This is a genomic window from Sphingobium sp. DEHP117 (genome assembly GCF_030867385.1).
Taxonomy (GTDB): domain Bacteria; phylum Pseudomonadota; class Alphaproteobacteria; order Sphingomonadales; family Sphingomonadaceae; genus Sphingobium.
In genome coordinates this window covers 690387-705992 of sequence record NZ_JAPFBJ010000001.1, presented here as the reverse complement: position 1 = coordinate 705992, position 15606 = coordinate 690387, and the positions used below count along the sequence as shown (strand labels likewise).

The following is a 15606-nucleotide window of genomic DNA, read 5'->3' as shown; positions in this document are numbered from 1 at the left end:
GTGGGAACATACACTGTCGTACGAATTATGGGTTTGAGGCGATCAACTTATTGATCCATGACGATGGGGTGTCGATTGAGGATCGACTAGGTACAGTCAACCCAGCAGGCTTGATTGCCGTTGCAACTTTTTCCGCGAAAGTTATGCAATCGTTTGATCCTAAGGAGTAACGCTCCATTGACGAGGCTACTGTCGCGGGAAATCCGAGTTTTGAGAGCGTCGGCTGAGCTGCCGACACCGCGTTTTGAAATACGGCTCGATCCACCTTCACCGTTAAGCATGCTTGCTTGATCGATGTGTACCGCTCCTCCATCTGAGCGCCTGACACACTCCCGCCGCCGAAATAGGAGAATGCTGCTGAGACACTCGAGGCGCCGCTTGCGACCGTATGTCCGACCGCGCGGAAATCACGTACCCCCGCAGGATTGCGTGCGCTAAAGGCAACAAATGCATGCCCAGGAAGCCCAAAGGAATTTGGGCTGGGCCTGTAACAGAACGCTACTTCAGTTTCTCCGCTGGAATCGGTCATTGTTCGTAGATCCTTTTCGTGGGCGAGGACCGGGTTCGAGAGAACAAAATAGCCAATGCCAACGATTGATATTGCTGCACGGCGCATAAAATAGCTCCTTAGCACCAAGGAAGACAAATCCGCTTTCCGCCTATGCTACCGACTTGTACCGGCTTGGGGCTAGGCAAGAGCTGGCCAGGATTGTTAAAAACTGAGTTTGGTCCTCCAAAAATTTGACCTGGGTTGTTGAAGAATGAATTTGGCCCTCCCCATATTTGACCGGGATTGCGTACAAACGAGTTGTCACCGCCCCATATCTGGTTTGGGTTATTTATCACGGAGTTCGGACCTCCCGCAATTTGGCCAAATGTCCTTGCGACAAACCCATTTTTACCAACCAAATCATTGGAATCACCGAAACATCCGTTCCCGCCGATTCCGTCACTGAGACATTTGGTAAGTTCGCGCAACGTCAACCGCGAAGCTATGCATCCAGCGGCGGTCGTTGGCTCGCCCCCGGTGGATACGACACATTGCACCGCAATCTGCTGCTCCGGGTTGAGTTGAAGGCTAAACATATTGGCCGCAGCACAGCCCCCAAACGTTCCAACATCGCCGCCAGACTCCGCCGCGCAGCGTATTGCGACCTGTTGTTCTTTACTCAGGCTCCCACCCACCAACTTGTTTGCCGCGCACTCTGCGAACTTCGACGAGCTGCCTTGAGAGGTCGTTGCACAGGCCAACACAGCCTTCTCGTTGTTGCCTAAACCATTCGATACGAACGCCGATCCAGCGCACGATAGGAACTGACTTTCGTCGCCGTTACTCGAAACTGCACAGCGCGCCAGAACTCTCTGTTCATCAGACATTTTCAACGATGAGTTTGAAGTAGCGCACGCCGCAAATGCCTTGGCGTCAGACGCGCTTATCGCGCATTCAATGACCTCTCGTTCTTGAGCTTTAAGAAAGCGTGCCCCCGCGCAAGTGGCGAAAGATTGAGAGGAGCCAGAAGATTGCGCCGCACAATTTAAAATTGCCTGCTCATTGGCTCCGAGAGACGATATGCCGACGCAGCCCGCGAAAACCGCGGAATCTCCGCCCGCATTCATGGCACAATTAGCCAACTTACGCTGATTGTCAGAAAGAGTAATCCCCGTGAGTGGAGCAGCGCATTTCCCAAAATCTTCGGTATTATGGTTTGAAACTGCACAATCCAGAATAGCCTGCTGCTTTTCAGGCAATATCACTTGCTGTCCAGTGCAGCCAACGAAACTCCCAATGTTTAATCCGCTCCTACTTGCGCATGCAGCCGCAAGGGACGCCGGGCCAGACAGCTGTGGAAGATTAAAGGATGCCTGCCCGGGAATTGACCCAGACCCGATTCCATCTAACCCCAGCTGGCCAACCAATGAGCAAGGCGTGGCCCCGAATGGTCCGTTGCAGATGGGACCAAAATTGCCAGCAGACCCTGAGACATGAACGTCCGAAAGGCTAAAAGGAGCCGGTGCACCAAACGTGGCTTGCGCCAGATAGACCCTCACCGCTTCACATGGGCCGGGACCTAGGGGACCAGCACATATCGGGCCGACACCCGGTATATTGGCAATCGGAGTAAGCGGCGGTAACTGTTGCTGCGCGACCTGCTGCATTGCGATCCACCGCGCGACTTGAATGCAAGGTCCTGGACCGAGGGGACCGGCGCATATTGGCCCGATCCCGACATTGAAGCCGATTTGTTGCAGCCCGGGTAGGATAGCTCCCATTTTTTGTCGTACGGACAATTCCTGTTGAACCATGTTGCAAGGAGCTGGTCCAAAACCCGGCTCAGGTATTCCAGCGCAAATCGGCCCCCAGTTGGGATCCACAGCGATTTGATTAAGTGGAGGGATGAATGGGCTAGGCCCGGGAAATTGCGCGGATGCAGGCACCCCGAGCAAAGTAAAAAGCGAAAGAAGCGTCAAAGCTAGCCGAACGAAACGACTCATGGCTCACCCCCCACTGTATAGTGCGAATGAATCACAATACTGCTCGATTCTCAAGATACAGAATGACGTGCAGAATCGCTTTCGGCTGAGAATTCTTCGATTAAAGTGTTCGCAAACAGCATGGCGCCGCATTCCGAGAGCACCCGAGGGTCGAGATCTGTCACCTCAAGCACCCTCCCTCATGGCAATGGCGGCAGGCCCAGTTCCTTCAGGAAGGCGTTGTGCTGCTCTCTTGCTACAGCAATTTCGCCCTCAAGTGCCGTCAGCTTCTCGTGAACCGCGCCTAAGTCGATCTCCTCGTCCGCCGTCGCCGTGCTGATGTACCGGGAGATGTTGAGATTGAAGTCGTTGCTCTCGATCTCTTCCATCGAGACGCAGCGAGAATACCGCGGCTCTTCAGTCCTGTGCTGATAGGTCGAGATAATCTTGCCGATGTGGTCCGGTTTGCCGTCCTTCCCGTCGCCAAGGTAATTCTGCCGTTTGCCCTTCTCGAAATGTTCCGCTGCATTGATGAACAGCACGTCATCGGGCTTCTTGCACTTCTTCAGCACCAGGATGCACACCGGGATGCCGGTGGAGTAGAACAGGTTCGCGGGCAAACCGATCACGGTATCGATATGCCCGTCCTTGAGCAGCTTCTTGCGGATTTCCGCTTCCTTGCCGCCACGGAAAAGCACGCCGTGCGGAAGGATGATGGCCATCACCCCATCGTCCTTGAGGTAATGGAAGCCATGCAGCAGAAACGCGAAGTCGGCGGCGGACTTTGGCGCAAGACCGTAGTTCTTGAACCGCACGTCCTCGCTCAGCGCTTCACTGGGGTCCCAGCGATAGCTGAACGGCGGGTTGGCAACCACGGCATCGAAACGCGGCATCTTGGCAGGGTTCGTTTCGCGCAGGATGTCCCAGTCGTTGGTCAGCGTGTCGCCATGGAAAATCTCGAACTCGGTATCCTTCACCCCGTGCAGCAACATGTTCATGCGCGCCAGGTTGTAAGTGGTGATGTTCTTTTCCTGTCCGAAAATCTTGCCGATCCCGTGCGCGCCCATGCGGTGGCGCACATTGAGCAAGAGCGAGCCGGACCCGCAGGCGAAATCCATCAGGCTATCCATGTGAGCGCGCTGGCCGCTCTTCGGCTCCTGCCCGTCAAGTGACACGATCTGCGAAAGGATGTCTGACACAAACTGCGGGGTGTAAAACTCCCCCGCTTTCTTTCCGGACCCGGCGGCAAACTGGCCAATCAGATATTCATAGGCATCGCCCAGCGTATCGCTGTCGGTTGAAAACTCCTTCAGCCCCTTGGCGATCTCGGTGATGATCTTGCACAAGGTGGCATTGCGCTCAGCATAGATCTTGCCCAGTTTGTCCGACGCTAAATTGATTTCCGAAAACAGGCCCCGGAACGTGCTGGCGAAGGATTCCGTCTCGATATACTCCAGTCCTTTCTGGAGGGTGTCGAGCAGTTCGATGTCCTGCTTGCGCGCCAGTTCCGCGATGCTGGTCCACAGATATTCCGGGCGGATGACGTAATGCACCTTGCGGCGCATCTGCTTTTCAAAGGCCTCGGTGTCCTCGGGATTTTCCGCGTACCAAAGCGACAACGGCGCGCGCTTGTCTTCAAGCTTAAGCTTGGGGTAGTCCGATCCGAGTTCCTTGGCGGCGGCGATCTCGTAGTTGTCTGACAGATAGCGCAGGAACAGGAATGCCAGCATGTAATCGCGGAAATCGTCCGCATTCATCGCCCCGCGCAAGGTGTCGGCGATGGCCCAAAGGGTCTTGCCGAGTTGCTTCTGCTCTTGGTCGGTCATGGTCTACTCATTTATGTCGCGGGCCGGGCCAGAAGCTCTGGCAAGGCAAACTGGTATCGGGCAAGGAAAGCATCCAGAATCTGGCGGAAGAGCTGTTTGTTGTCGTCCCCCATCTCTCGGGGTTCGAAGATGGCATATTCGCCATGGCTGAGCAGGTTCAGGGCACGCGCATAAAGCGCTTCATCATCAACGCCATGAATGCATGCGGAAAAATCGTTGTGCCCGAAAAAGATCGCTGTCTTTTCCAGAATGCTCCGTAACTTGTTGAAGTGATAGGTGTACAGCGCACCCGAATTGGCGGCGTTGCGAATGTCATCCAACATTGCAACATGGTGAAAGAATGGCGTGTCGTCTGTCGCCTGAAGCACAAAGGTTTCACCCCGGTTGGGGCGATGCAGGAAATATTTCTTGTGCGGCTTCTTTTTCAGTTCGTTGCATACAACGTTAAAAAACAGGGCGTGGTGCGACGAGAAAACGACCTTGAGCTCGTTCTCCTCTCGCTTGAGCAGCTTCGCGAGATCGCAGGCGACCGCAATGGCATTGTTGTCGTCAAGCGATGAGATCGGATCGTCGATATATAGGTATTTGACCCAAGCATACGACGGGTGCTTGTCGATCACGCGTTCGCATATCGCCATGAACAGGCACCATATGAAGATGTTCTCCTCGCCGCGCGACACCTTGATGTGGTTATTGCCGCCCTTGCTGAACGAGATCGTCCAGTTGGCATAGTCTATGTCAAAATCAAAATCAGCATATCGGCCGAGATACTTCTGAATGCTCTCTTCAAGCGCCAGGTCTTTTATGCCCGCAAAGAACCGCGACTTTTCATTGAATTTGATAGTGCGGACAACGTCGTTGTCGAGGTCGTTGTCCCAGAGAAACAGGTCCTCGGTGTAGGCATTGAAATACAGCGTGTCGCGCGCATCGCCCTGCTTTCCCTTATCCTTAAAGCCCATGGAAATGCGGGTCTTGCCTATACCGTTATAGGCATAAAGCAGCACAAACTGCTGCCCACCTCCGTTGAGGTCATCACGGAGTCGCTGCACCACCTTTTTCACTGATTTGTAAGTGTATTGGCGAGGCTTGCTCACACCTGCACCTCGCTCGCGACGGGGAAGAGCTGGTGCATGAGGCCCTGTTTGTGGGTCTTGATCGCGTTGATCCTATCGCTCTGAGAAACGATGAGCGCATCGATGGAAGATAGGCTGTCTGCAATCCTTCTCTGCTCCTGGATACCCTTGCCTTGATTGTTTTTCGGTAATGGGATCAGCAATGCTGAGAATTCCGTGCTATTTAGACCTGGCTGCCCGCTGCGAGTGGACGTTTTTTCAACCCATGACCAATACCTGTATGAATTGAAGAATTGAGAAACGAATTCAGGAATTATTAAATTCGAATTTGGGCGGATTCTGATTAAGAATCCCGCAAAAACAAGTGGCCCTTCGGCCTCTTTGTGAAGATACGACTTTCCTACGCTCGCGCCAGTTCGAGTCAGCGCGATGTCCCCAGCTTGCATGGAATTGTCTGGCGTCGCCTCAACCTCCACGGACATCCTACTTTCGCGAATGAAGCGACCGTCCTCGGAAATGTCAGTAATGCGTAGATAGGTCGGAAGATCAGGACTATAAGGCGCAGAGGGTGCATTAGCACCATAGTTGGGAGGAAATTCTAACAAGTTCCCAAGGGCCTGTTCTTCCCAATCTCCCGCGCCTTGAAACTCCGGAAATCGCAGACGAGGGGTGGTTTCGCCGGGGGCGGGGAAAAACTGCTGCATCAAGCCCCGTTTATGTTTCTTGAGCGCCTCTAGCCCGCACTATTCATGAGGCCTCCGCTCCGGGTTCGTGCGAGCATGGTTTGTCGGTCGCCGGGTGATCAGAGCAAGCTCCTCCGGCGGTTTTTTCACCGCGTCAGGATCGATGGGCTTTTCGAGGTTGAAGGACGAGGGCTCGGGCTTTGGGCGGCACTGCCGCGCTGGTTATGTGGGTGCCGGCCGGAGGCCGGTGGCAATGGTTCTGAACAGGCTGGCATCGGGACAGGCTGACGCGAAGGCGACGCGGATGCGCGTAGCGGTTTCGATGATGCGGGCGGCGACCTTGAGCAACCGCAGGCGCAGCGTTGCGAACTCGGCGGTGGCGAGCGCGGCAGCCTTCGGGATTTCCTGCTGGATGCGCCACACGAGCCAGTAGGCGGCGGTGTGCAGGATGAGGCGCATCTGGTTAGCATTGGCTGAGCGGCACGAGGTACGATCGCTGGCAAGCTGGGTCTTGTGGCGCTTGATCAGGTTCTCGGCGTTGCCGCGCGCGCAGTAGAGGGTGTCGTAGATATGCTCAGCCGAACCTTCGGCCAGCGAGGTGACGACATAGCGGATGTCCATGCCCAGCGTGCTGGCCTCGATCCGGGCGACGACGCGGCGCTGGCACTTCCAGCTCTTCGCGCCGTAGCGGGTCTCGGCATAGTTGCGCAGGACCGGATATTGGCGCTGAGCCCGCTTAACCGCGCAGGCATCGGCGGCAGCGACGATTTCGGGATCAGCACGCAGCGCGGCGTTGGTCGGCAGGCCGAACACGTAGTCGACGCCGGCCGCCTCGCAGAAGGCCATGACCTCGGGCCGGCCATAGTGCCCGTCGCCGCGGATGGTGATGTGCGTTTCGGGCCAGTGCCGGCGCAGATGGCGCACCAGGCGCCGGATGTGGCCGGCAGCTTCGGCGCCCGACGGTGTCTTGCCGGTGCGCAGCAGCATCGCCACCGGTCGGCCGGTGGCAGTGTCGTAGACATGGATCGGCAGGAAGCAGCGCTCGCCATGATGCCCGTTCCAGAAGGAGAGCTGCTGATAGCCATGAACAACGTCACAGGTGTCATCGATATCCAGCGTCACCGCCGCCGGCGCGGCGGGGTAGCTGGTGCAGTAGATGTCGATCATCGCGGCCATCATCCTGGCCAGCTCGCGTGTGGTCGGCGCATTTTCCCACCGGCTCATCGTCGGTTGGCTGGCCAGCCCCGCGCCCGATCCCGGCAGCTTGCCCAGCGCCAGGCGGAAGCCCGGATCGTCGCGCAGAGCGTCGAGATCATCGGCGTCTTCATAGCCGCAGGCGATCGCGAACACCCGGGCACGCAGGATGTCATCAAGGCGATGGATCACCCGCACAGGGTCCCGCGGATCGGCAATGCAAGCCGCAAGCCGCCGGCAAAGCCCCATCGCGCGCTCGGCCTGTGCCAGCAGCAGAACACCGCCATCCGAGGTGAGCCGACCTCCGTCGAACGCGGCTGTGATCTTCTTGCGCCCGATCGCTGGAAACGAAAATCCCGGCGCGCTATCATCGCTCCCGGCGGGTGTGGCCCGTGGCATAAATTGCCTCGCTGCAGGACTGGTCTAGACACCCATTTTCCTACATGAAAGCAATCGCTTACACCACTCCCGCCAACCCTTCTGACCAAGCCCGATGAATAAGCCGGGCTAGCTTGTCCGCTTCGGCAGCAATCAGCGCATCGATTGATGACAGGCAATCAGCGATCTTGTGCTGCTCGATGGCGCTGGGCAACAGCAACCGCATTCGCGCAAGGTCGCGGTAGTAGATGCGAATGCGCACCCCGCCGTCGCCGGACTCATTTGTGAATGCGTCCCACTGTCGGGAGCTGCGGAAATGGTCGAGATATTCCGGAATAATTGGCGTCGGTTCGGCTCGCGACGAGCAACGAAACACAACGTAATCCGGGCTAACGAGAATCTCGTCATCGCCCTGCCATCGCGCTATCGAACCGATGTTCAGGCGCATCGGATTGTAAGCAAACCAATCGTTGCGGACGAGCTTGTAGCGGGAGATATCTCCCGCAACCAATCGTTCCTCCATCGGAACGATACCGCCTTCCTTCCGGACTCCCATGACTGACGCAGCTGCGAGTTTGCCGCCATTCCGGGTCGATGCCTCGTCGGTCACATCGCCAAGTTGAACGTTATGTAGCGGTTGCCCCAGAAACTCCGGGAACCGCAATTTCGGGATGCCTTTGCCCGCCTCTGCGCTCACGTCGTTACTGTTCATACGCACTCAGCCCGGAAATCTCGCGGCCCTGGGCCAGCTTGTGGAGCAAGGGCGCAAGGTCTTCCATCAGCGCCAGCTCGGCTTGCGTGCGTGCCTTCCAACCAAGCTCCAGTGGTGCCATCAGCTCGCTCAGGCCATCACCATCGAAAATCCGACGTCGCAACACGACATCGACAAAGTCTTGCAGCGCAGCTGCGCCCACGCCGTGCTTGTCGGCAATAGCTGTCAGCGCCTGCACCTTCTTCGCGGCCTTGAATCGTTCGTAACCGGCGCGGATTTCCTTTTCGTCCAAAGGCTGATCGGCAGACAGGCCGCGAATATACTCGGCGATGTCGTCCCGCTCGTCGATGAACTTGGCATCGGACTGAATCAGGCCGATGAGCTGCTCGCGGCTCATTTTCAGCTTGCCTGGCAGGTTTTGCGTGTAGCGGGCAATCAGGCCCATGATATAATCATAATCGATCACGGCTGAGTGGAAGAGCACGAACTCGAAGTCGAGCTGGTCCACTACCGGATCGTCTGCCCCGCCAGGCTTATCCTGCTTCTCCTTGAGCCGCTTTGCTGTCTCCAGGTACATGCTGCGGAAGCCTTGCATGGCGTCTGTCGGCACAGTCTGGCTAATGACATCGGCCTGCTCCTCGCTCAGATCGGTGTACTGATCGAGCTGGGTTTTCAGCCGCTGTACTTCCTTGAACAAGGTAATGAACTGCCCGCGCGCGGCATCGCCCTTCAGGTTCGGCACGTCCTCCGGGGTGTTGGACAGACCCTGCGATTCCATGAATTCGCCAAGCGTCTGCATGGCGTTTTGCAGGCTCTCGATGACCTTTGGCGCAGGATCGACGAGCCAGATTTGCCGGGGGTTGTCGATCTTCTCGCCGGAGAACAGGGCAATGGCCTCTTCCACCGCCGCCTGCTGCTGACGGAAATCGAGGATATTGCCGTATGGCTTGGTGTCGTTCAGCACACGGTTGGTGCGCGAAAATGCCTGGATCAGCCCGTGGTGCTTCAAGTTCTTGTCCACGTAGAGCGTGTTCAGAAACTTGGAATCGAAGCCGGTCAACAGCATGTCCACCACGATGACGATGTCGATCTTCTCCGCGCCCTTGCGCGGTAGGTCGGCGTTGGGGAACTGCTGATCCTTGATGCGCTTTTGCACGTCCTGATAATAGAGATCGAACTCGCCAATCTTATGGTTGGTGCCGTAGCGATCATTGTAATCACTGATGATCGCCTTGAGCGCAGTCTTCTTGGCCTCCGGGTCCTGTGCGTTGTCCGCCTTCTCCTGCGGCAGATCCTCCTGAATCTGCTGCACATCCTTGTTGCCTTCGGCGGGCGGCGAGAAGACGCAGGCAATCTTCAGCGGCTCGAACTCAGGATCGGTGGCCTGCCGTTTCGCCTGAATCTTGGCGAATTTCTCATAGTAGTCGATGGCATCGTTGATCGAGCTTGTCGCCAGGACAGCATTGAACTTCCTGTTGGCAGTGGCAGCGTTGTGCTTCGCCAGAATGGTCTCGATAACCTTCTCTTTCGCGAGCGCTTCGCCCGGTTTGGGCAGCTTTTCGCCCTCGGGCTTGTAGTAGTCGATATGGAACCGCAGCACGTTGCGGTCCTCAATGGCGTGGGTAATCGTGTACTGGTGCAGACTGCGCTGGAACAGATCGTCTGTGGTGCGATAGCTGCCCTGCTCGCCCTCAATCTGGCTATAGCTGGCGTTCTGCTCGAAGATCGGCGTGCCGGTGAAACCGAAAAGCTGGGCCTTCGGGAAAAATTCCTTGATGGCCTTGTGATTGTCCCCGAACTGGGAGCGGTGACATTCGTCGAAGATGATCGCGATGCGCTCGTCACGCAACGATTCCAACCGCTCCTTGTAGGTCTGCTTTTTGCCCGACTGTCGGCGATTGGTATCGTCGAGCGCCAAGCCAAGTTTCTGAATGGTGGTAACGATCACCTTGTCGGCCCGGTCATCCGATAGCAGGCGGCGTACAAGGGCTTCGGTGTTGGTGTTTTCCTCGACACAGCCTTCCTGAAAACGATTAAACTCCTCGCGGGTCTGCCGGTCGAGGTCCTTGCGGTCCACCACGAAAAGGCATTTGGCAATGTCATCGTTGTCCTTGAGCAAGGTCGATGCCTTGAAGGATGTCAGCGTCTTTCCGCTGCCGGTGGTGTGCCATACATAGCCGTTGCCACAATTCTGGTGGATGCACTCCACAATCGCCTTCACGGCGTAGATTTGGTAGGGCCTCATCATCATCAGCTTCTGTTCGCTGGCGACCAGCACCATGTAGCGGCTGACCATTTGGCCAAGCGTGCACTTCGCCAGGAACTTCTCGGCGAAGCTGTCGAGATGGGTAATCTTCTTGTTGTCTTCGCTGGCGAATTGATAAATCGGCAGGAAGCGCTCGTCCGCGTTGAAACTGAATTGTCGGGCGTTGTTGTTGGCGAAATACCATGTGTCGGTACGGTTGCTGACAACGAAAATCTGCAGGAAGCAAAGCAGCGTCTTGCCGTACCCGTTTCCCGGATCGGCCTTGTAATCGACGATCTGCTGCATGGCACGGCGCGGACTGACCGCCATAGTCTTTAGTTCGATCTGAACAACTGGCACGCCGTTAATGAGCAGAATCACGTCATAGCGGTGATGGCTGTTATCCGTGTTGATGCGAAGCTGGTTGACTACCTCGAAGGTGTTTTTGCACCAGTCCCTGATGTTGACCAAAGTGTAGTTTAGCGGCGTACCATCGTCGCGCTCAAAGCTGCTATATCCGCGCAACACATTTGCGGCTGCGAACACATCAGGCGTAGTGATGCTTTCCAGTAGCCGCTGAAACTCGTTGTCTGTCAGGCGAACGCGGTTCAGCGCCTCAAACTTCTGCCGAAAGTTCAGCTCCAGCGCCGCACGATCACGGATGTCTGAGCGATACTCGTATTTCAGCTCTTCGAGCTTGGAGATCAGTTCCCGTTCGATTGTGCTTTCGGCTGTCGTCATTGGTCCGATCCGGCCTGATTATTTGCATTCGAGGTGGTGTCGTCTGCGCCACCCAGCCTGACCCATTCATCCACTTCGGATATCTGGAATTTCCAAAGGCGGCCGACCTTGTGCGCAGGCAGGTTCCTACATTCGCGCCAGCGATAGATGGTGTCTTTCACCACGCCCAAATGTTTCGCCACAGCTTCGGCGGTTACCCATGGTTCGGCCATGATTGCGTAAACCCCGCTAGATAAGCTCAAAGTCGCCTAGAGTCGTTTAGAGTCAACGAATGGGGATTGCAATCGCTATTGCCGGCGAAGTTGACGGAGAAATCGCGCGATTCGCACCCGAAAAGTCGTCTGGCGTGGCGCAAATCTCCGCCTTCTCTGCTCAAAATCTTGGATCAGGAAAAAATGCCACGAAACTCCGAAAATATTTGGCCGCCCGGAGTACGATTTCTTTGGCGTCCGTGGCCGTCTCCAACATTCCGTATCCGTCTCTATCCTTGGATTTGTCAGTATAACCGCTTGTGCGACTGTGTTGTATGACACCGGAAATGCCCTTGCGTCCTGCGGCTGGGTCAACAAATCTTGCACTCAGGGGGTGTCAGAAACGACCAGCGAATGGAAATCCGTACCATGTCCAGCACCGACAAAATCATCCGCCTGAAAACCGTTCTCGCCCGGACCGGGCTGTCCCGCTCCACCATGTATCGCAAGATCGCCGAGGGGACCTTTCCATCCCAAGTGAAGATCAGCATTCATGGCGCAGGCTGGCGCGAGTCTGCGGTCAACCGTTGGATCGACGATCCGGTCTCGTATCGCAATGAAGGTGCAGGGCAGTGACAGCGCCGGTTGCCGAACCACTCTGCGTGAAGGTCAACGAGGCCGCACGCATGATCGGCGTCGGGCGAACCAAGCTGTATGAGCTGATCGCTGCCGGTGATGTCGAAGCGGTGAAGCTCGGCAAATCGACACGCATAGTCACCGCCAGCCTTCACCGGCTGATTATGCGGCGGCGCGAGCCGGAGTAGGCTCGCCTGCCGCCTCGGCTGGGTCGATGCTGGCGACGGCCTTTCCGGCGTCAAGGAACTCAGCCCAACGCGCCATCAGATCGCGGCGCTTGTCGAAAAAGTCCGTCCGCCGATAGGCGGCTTCGACCTGATTGCTCAGCTTGTGCGCCAATGCCTTATCGGCAACTTCCTTCGGGAAATCTGTCTTCTCCGCTGCCCAGTCCGTAAAGGACGACCGGAAGCCGTGAACGGTTGCGCCAGTGATGCCATCGTTGCGGAGCAACTTGGTCATCGTCATGTCGCTGATTGGCTTTTTGCCGTCTGCCGAGAATACCAACCCGTCATCGCTGGTCCGCTCATTCCATCGCTTGCGTAGCAGTGCCACAGCGGGTGGCGACAGCGGCACGACATGGGTTTCCCGCGCCTTCATGCGCTCGCCGGGAATGGTCCAGATCGCTTTCTCCAGATCGAATTCGGTCCATACCGCGAAGCGCGTCTCGTTTGAGCGCACCGCGTTGTAGATCGTGAAGCGGAGCGCGTCCCTGCCGGTCGTAGGTAACGCTGCTGCCAATTGCGCCATGAGTGCGGGCACCTCGGCAAAGGGCATTGCTTCCAGATGCACCGCTTTTGCCGTCTGGCGCGGAAGACCCTTTCTGACCGAGCGCAGGGAAGCCTCCTCGGCGCGCCAGCCCTTGATATGGGCGAAGTCCAGGACTGCGCCTATGCGCTGAAGCAGGCGACGTGCCGTTTCCGGTATTACCAGCCAGATGGGCGACAGCACGGTGACAACGCAGGTGCTGTCCACCTGATCAACCGGCTTGGTGCCGATGTGCGGGAATACGTGGTTCTCGAAGCTGGAAATCCAGTTCGCGTAACGGCGGTTCTTCCAGCCCTCCTTCAACGCGTCGTAGCAGTCGCGCGCCGCCGTCTCGAAACTCGGTATGACTTTGCGTGCCTTGCGCCGCTCAGCCACCGGATCAGCACCAGCGCGAACTTTGCTCCGCAGCGCCACTGCGGCCTCTCGGGCTTCCACAAGGGATACGTCCAAGGCAGAGCCAAGCCCGTAATCTCTCCGCCTGCCTTTGTGCTGCATACGCAGCACCCAGGTTGCCGCGCCGCTCTCCTTGACCAGCAGGCAAAGGCCACGGCCATCGACGTGACGTCCCGGTTTCGCGTTCTTCACTTTCAAAGCAGTCAGTGCCATCATTCGAGTCCCGTTTAGGGAATCTTCGGCTGCCGTTCCCACGGAATGGCTGCCGAAAATGCTCCCACATTCGTTCCCACAAATCGGTGGGATTTCAGGCAAATGTGGGCGACCGACCGCGAACACCTTACAAGCCAAATCGGCAAAATTACAGTGTGGTTAGGGATGCCTCGGCATTGCCTGAGACAGAATTTTTACGCCTCTTCTGGGCACCACGACTCACCTAAGTATCTGAGATAATTAGGTTTGTAGGCGAGATTGAAAGCGCTAGCCACCCTTCTGGCACCCTCTCACATTTACGAAAATTGCTTTGGTCTGCGTCAGCTTTAACGCAGCGTGCTCTAAGGTGCTGCCGGCCCCGGAGGCACCGCCGCCACGGCATTCTCGCGCACATCTTCGCGCCAGCGGACCGAGCCGAACGGGCGATCGAGCATGCGTCGGATCAGCGGCGGAGATTCGCCTTCATGAAAGGCATTGGCGCGTTCTAACATCTCGTGCTCTGACTGTGTCGGACGGCTGCGCTGGCGCAAGTAATCAAGCCAGGTGGGGCAATGAAACCGTTCGGTCCACAGTTCCGGGTTGCCGATGTCTCGGGCGAGCGACCAACTATAGCCACCGTTGCGTTGGCGGATCAGCTGGATTTCCTGCATGATCGAATAGAATGCTCGGGCGCGAAAGCGCGGAACGGTGTAGAGTATTTCGACGACGATAGGGCCGCTGCGCGGCGTAAGCTCAAGATCCACCTGCGGTTCTGCCAGCATCTTTGCCCTGTCTTCAGCAGGATCGGTGGCGTGGGGCAGCCGCAGCCAGATCGCCGCACCTGCCGACAACATGCAGCCGAAGCCAGCCACGCTCAGCCCCACGCTCACGCCGAAGGCCTGCGCGACATGTCCCCAAACCCAGGCACCTGTCGCCATGCCTCCGGCAATCGCGGTCTGGTACGCCGCCAAGGCTCGTCCCGAGACCCACCGGGGCAGCACGGTCTGGACACTGATGTTGTAGATTGTGACCGAGATCATCCAGCTCGCCCCTCCAACCACGAGTGCGGCAACAGTGAGCAGGGTCCACGGGCTGACTGCCACTCCCAACATGGCAATACCCAGTGTCAATGAGGTCGCCTGCACGAGGGTTTCGTAGGTGAATCGTTCTCGCAGACCGTTCATCGCGAAGGCGCCTGTTACCGCGCCGATCCCGAAAGCGCCGAGCAACAGGCCATAGGTCCGCGCGTCACCATGCAGCAGATCGCGGGCCACGAGCGGCATCAGCGCCTGGAATGCGCAGCCCAGCGTGCCGGTGATAATCGTGCGAATGATGACGACGCGGATCTTGGGCGAATGGATGACATAACGCACGCCGGAGACGACCGCGCGATTGAGGCGTTCGGGCGGCAGACGCGAAGGTTCCTGGTCCCGCTTCCAGAGGAACAGAACGATCAACATGGGCAGGAAGAACACCGCGTTGACAAAGAATGCTGCCGCAGCGCCCGCCACCGCGACGATCACGCCGCCGATTGCGGGGCCAAAGCTGCGAGCGATATTGTAGCTGATCGAGTTCAGCGAAATCGCTCCGGGCACCGATGCCGATGGCACCTGTTCGCTCACCGAAGCCTGCCACGAAGGACCAAACAGCGCGATCCCGGTGCCGATGAAGAATGTGAAGACCAGGATCAGGTTCGGCGCAAGTAGCCCCAGCCGTGCAGTCACCGTCATCGCCGCTGCGGAGACTAAGGCGATGCCAATCGCCAACATCGCGACCTTGCGCCGGTCATAAGTGTCGGCAATGGCGCCAGCGTATAGCGCGAAGAGCATCATTGGGAGGAAGGTCGCGGTCTGGACCAGCGCCACCATATCAGCTTTGCCGGTCAGCTCGGTCATCGCCCAGGCTGCGCCGACGCTTTGGATCAGCTGGCCGAAGTTTGAGAAAAGGCTAGCGCCCCAGATGCGGCGGAACACCGGATAGCTGAGTGCTTCCCGCATGGGGTTTCGGGGCGGTGGTACGGCGGCCGTCGTTGGCAAAGTCTGCTCCTGATCAGCGGAAGTCGCTGGCCCGTTATGATGCGGTTGGCAATCGGAAAATGCCGCAAG

At 57.4% G+C, this 15606-nt stretch carries 13 protein-coding genes; 2 read left to right on the top strand and 11 right to left on the bottom strand.

What is annotated here, in order from left to right; all coding sequences use genetic code 11:
* Positions 1–25: 25 nt before the first annotated feature.
* The 9 genes from OOT33_RS03530 to OOT33_RS03490 all read right to left on the bottom strand — a co-directional run bounded on the left by OOT33_RS03530 (position 26) and on the right by OOT33_RS03490 (position 11536).
* Positions 26–616 (bottom strand): hypothetical protein, encoded by a 591-nt coding sequence (locus OOT33_RS03530; protein WP_307748643.1) that lies wholly within the window; start codon positions 614–616, stop codon positions 26–28.
* 11 nt (positions 617–627) lie between these two features.
* The gene (locus OOT33_RS03525; RefSeq protein WP_307748642.1) at positions 628–1755 is read right to left on the bottom strand and encodes a hypothetical protein; all 1128 of its coding nucleotides are present in this window, start codon (positions 1753–1755) and stop codon (positions 628–630) included.
* A 917-nt stretch (positions 1756–2672) separates the two neighbouring features.
* Positions 2673–4298, bottom strand: coding sequence for a type I restriction-modification system subunit M (locus tag OOT33_RS03520; RefSeq protein ID WP_307748641.1), 1626 nt, complete (start codon positions 4296–4298; stop codon positions 2673–2675).
* A gap of 11 nt (positions 4299–4309) precedes the next feature.
* Complete coding sequence (locus OOT33_RS03515) at positions 4310–5392, bottom strand: AAA family ATPase (RefSeq protein WP_307748640.1); 1083 nt, start codon at positions 5390–5392, stop codon at positions 4310–4312.
* Positions 5389–6075 (bottom strand): restriction endonuclease subunit S, encoded by a 687-nt coding sequence (locus OOT33_RS03510; RefSeq protein WP_307748639.1) that lies wholly within the window; start codon positions 6073–6075, stop codon positions 5389–5391. Before OOT33_RS03510 ends, OOT33_RS03515 begins: the two co-directional genes overlap by 4 nt.
* A gap of 201 nt (positions 6076–6276) precedes the next feature.
* Positions 6277–7647, bottom strand: a complete 1371-nt coding sequence (locus OOT33_RS03505; protein ID WP_307748129.1) for an IS1380 family transposase — start codon at positions 7645–7647, stop codon at positions 6277–6279.
* A gap of 58 nt (positions 7648–7705) precedes the next feature.
* Positions 7706–8338 carry a hypothetical protein gene (locus OOT33_RS03500; protein ID WP_307748638.1) on the bottom strand — a complete coding sequence of 211 codons (633 nt, stop codon included), beginning with the start codon at positions 8336–8338 and terminating at the stop codon, positions 7706–7708.
* Positions 8328–11324 (bottom strand): HsdR family type I site-specific deoxyribonuclease, encoded by a 2997-nt coding sequence (locus OOT33_RS03495; RefSeq protein ID WP_307748637.1) that lies wholly within the window; start codon positions 11322–11324, stop codon positions 8328–8330. The genes OOT33_RS03500 and OOT33_RS03495 overlap by 11 nt, the downstream gene beginning before the upstream one ends.
* Entirely contained in the window at positions 11321–11536 is a 216-nt protein-coding gene (locus tag OOT33_RS03490) for a helix-turn-helix domain-containing protein (protein ID WP_205525240.1), read from the bottom strand. The genes OOT33_RS03495 and OOT33_RS03490 overlap by 4 nt, the downstream gene beginning before the upstream one ends.
* 408 nt (positions 11537–11944) lie before the next feature.
* Between OOT33_RS03490 and OOT33_RS03485 the strand changes: the two genes are divergently transcribed.
* Together OOT33_RS03485 and OOT33_RS03480 are read left to right on the top strand one after the other, a co-directional pair.
* Positions 11945–12151, top strand: a complete 207-nt coding sequence (locus tag OOT33_RS03485) for an AlpA family transcriptional regulator (protein ID WP_118074540.1) — start codon at positions 11945–11947, stop codon at positions 12149–12151.
* The gene (locus OOT33_RS03480) at positions 12148–12339 is read left to right on the top strand and encodes a helix-turn-helix domain-containing protein (protein ID WP_118072437.1); all 192 of its coding nucleotides are present in this window, start codon (positions 12148–12150) and stop codon (positions 12337–12339) included. Before OOT33_RS03485 ends, OOT33_RS03480 begins: the two co-directional genes overlap by 4 nt.
* Here the strand turns inward: OOT33_RS03480 and OOT33_RS03475 are convergent.
* Positions 12314–13525 carry an integrase arm-type DNA-binding domain-containing protein gene (locus OOT33_RS03475; RefSeq protein ID WP_307748636.1) on the bottom strand — a complete coding sequence of 404 codons (1212 nt, stop codon included), beginning with the start codon at positions 13523–13525 and terminating at the stop codon, positions 12314–12316. The two genes, OOT33_RS03480 and OOT33_RS03475, sit on opposite strands and share 26 nt — an antisense overlap.
* A gap of 338 nt (positions 13526–13863) precedes the next feature.
* Positions 13864–15498: an MFS transporter gene (locus tag OOT33_RS03470; RefSeq protein ID WP_307748635.1), complete on the bottom strand. Its 1635-nt coding sequence runs from the start codon at positions 15496–15498 to the stop codon at positions 13864–13866.
* Positions 15499–15606: the final 108 nt, after the last annotated feature.

What these genes read in the sequence shown, in the direction of transcription:
- OOT33_RS03495 (WP_307748637.1), bottom strand. Translation starts at nt 11,324, where the DNA reads ATGACGACAGCCGAAAGCACAATCGAACGGGAACTGATCTCCAAGCTC.
- OOT33_RS03510 (WP_307748639.1), bottom strand. Translation starts at nt 6,075, where the DNA reads ATGCAGCAGTTTTTCCCCGCCCCCGGCGAAACCACCCCTCGTCTGCGA.
- OOT33_RS03530 (WP_307748643.1), bottom strand. Translation starts at nt 616, where the DNA reads ATGCGCCGTGCAGCAATATCAATCGTTGGCATTGGCTATTTTGTTCTC.
- OOT33_RS03505 (WP_307748129.1), bottom strand. Translation starts at nt 7,647, where the DNA reads ATGCCACGGGCCACACCCGCCGGGAGCGATGATAGCGCGCCGGGATTT.
- OOT33_RS03500 (WP_307748638.1), bottom strand. Translation starts at nt 8,338, where the DNA reads ATGAACAGTAACGACGTGAGCGCAGAGGCGGGCAAAGGCATCCCGAAA.
- OOT33_RS03520 (WP_307748641.1), bottom strand. Translation starts at nt 4,298, where the DNA reads ATGACCGACCAAGAGCAGAAGCAACTCGGCAAGACCCTTTGGGCCATC.
- OOT33_RS03490 (WP_205525240.1), bottom strand. Translation starts at nt 11,536, where the DNA reads ATGGCCGAACCATGGGTAACCGCCGAAGCTGTGGCGAAACATTTGGGC.
- OOT33_RS03485 (WP_118074540.1), top strand. Translation starts at nt 11,945, where the DNA reads ATGTCCAGCACCGACAAAATCATCCGCCTGAAAACCGTTCTCGCCCGG.
- OOT33_RS03470 (WP_307748635.1), bottom strand. Translation starts at nt 15,498, where the DNA reads ATGCGGGAAGCACTCAGCTATCCGGTGTTCCGCCGCATCTGGGGCGCT.
- OOT33_RS03475 (WP_307748636.1), bottom strand. Translation starts at nt 13,525, where the DNA reads ATGATGGCACTGACTGCTTTGAAAGTGAAGAACGCGAAACCGGGACGT.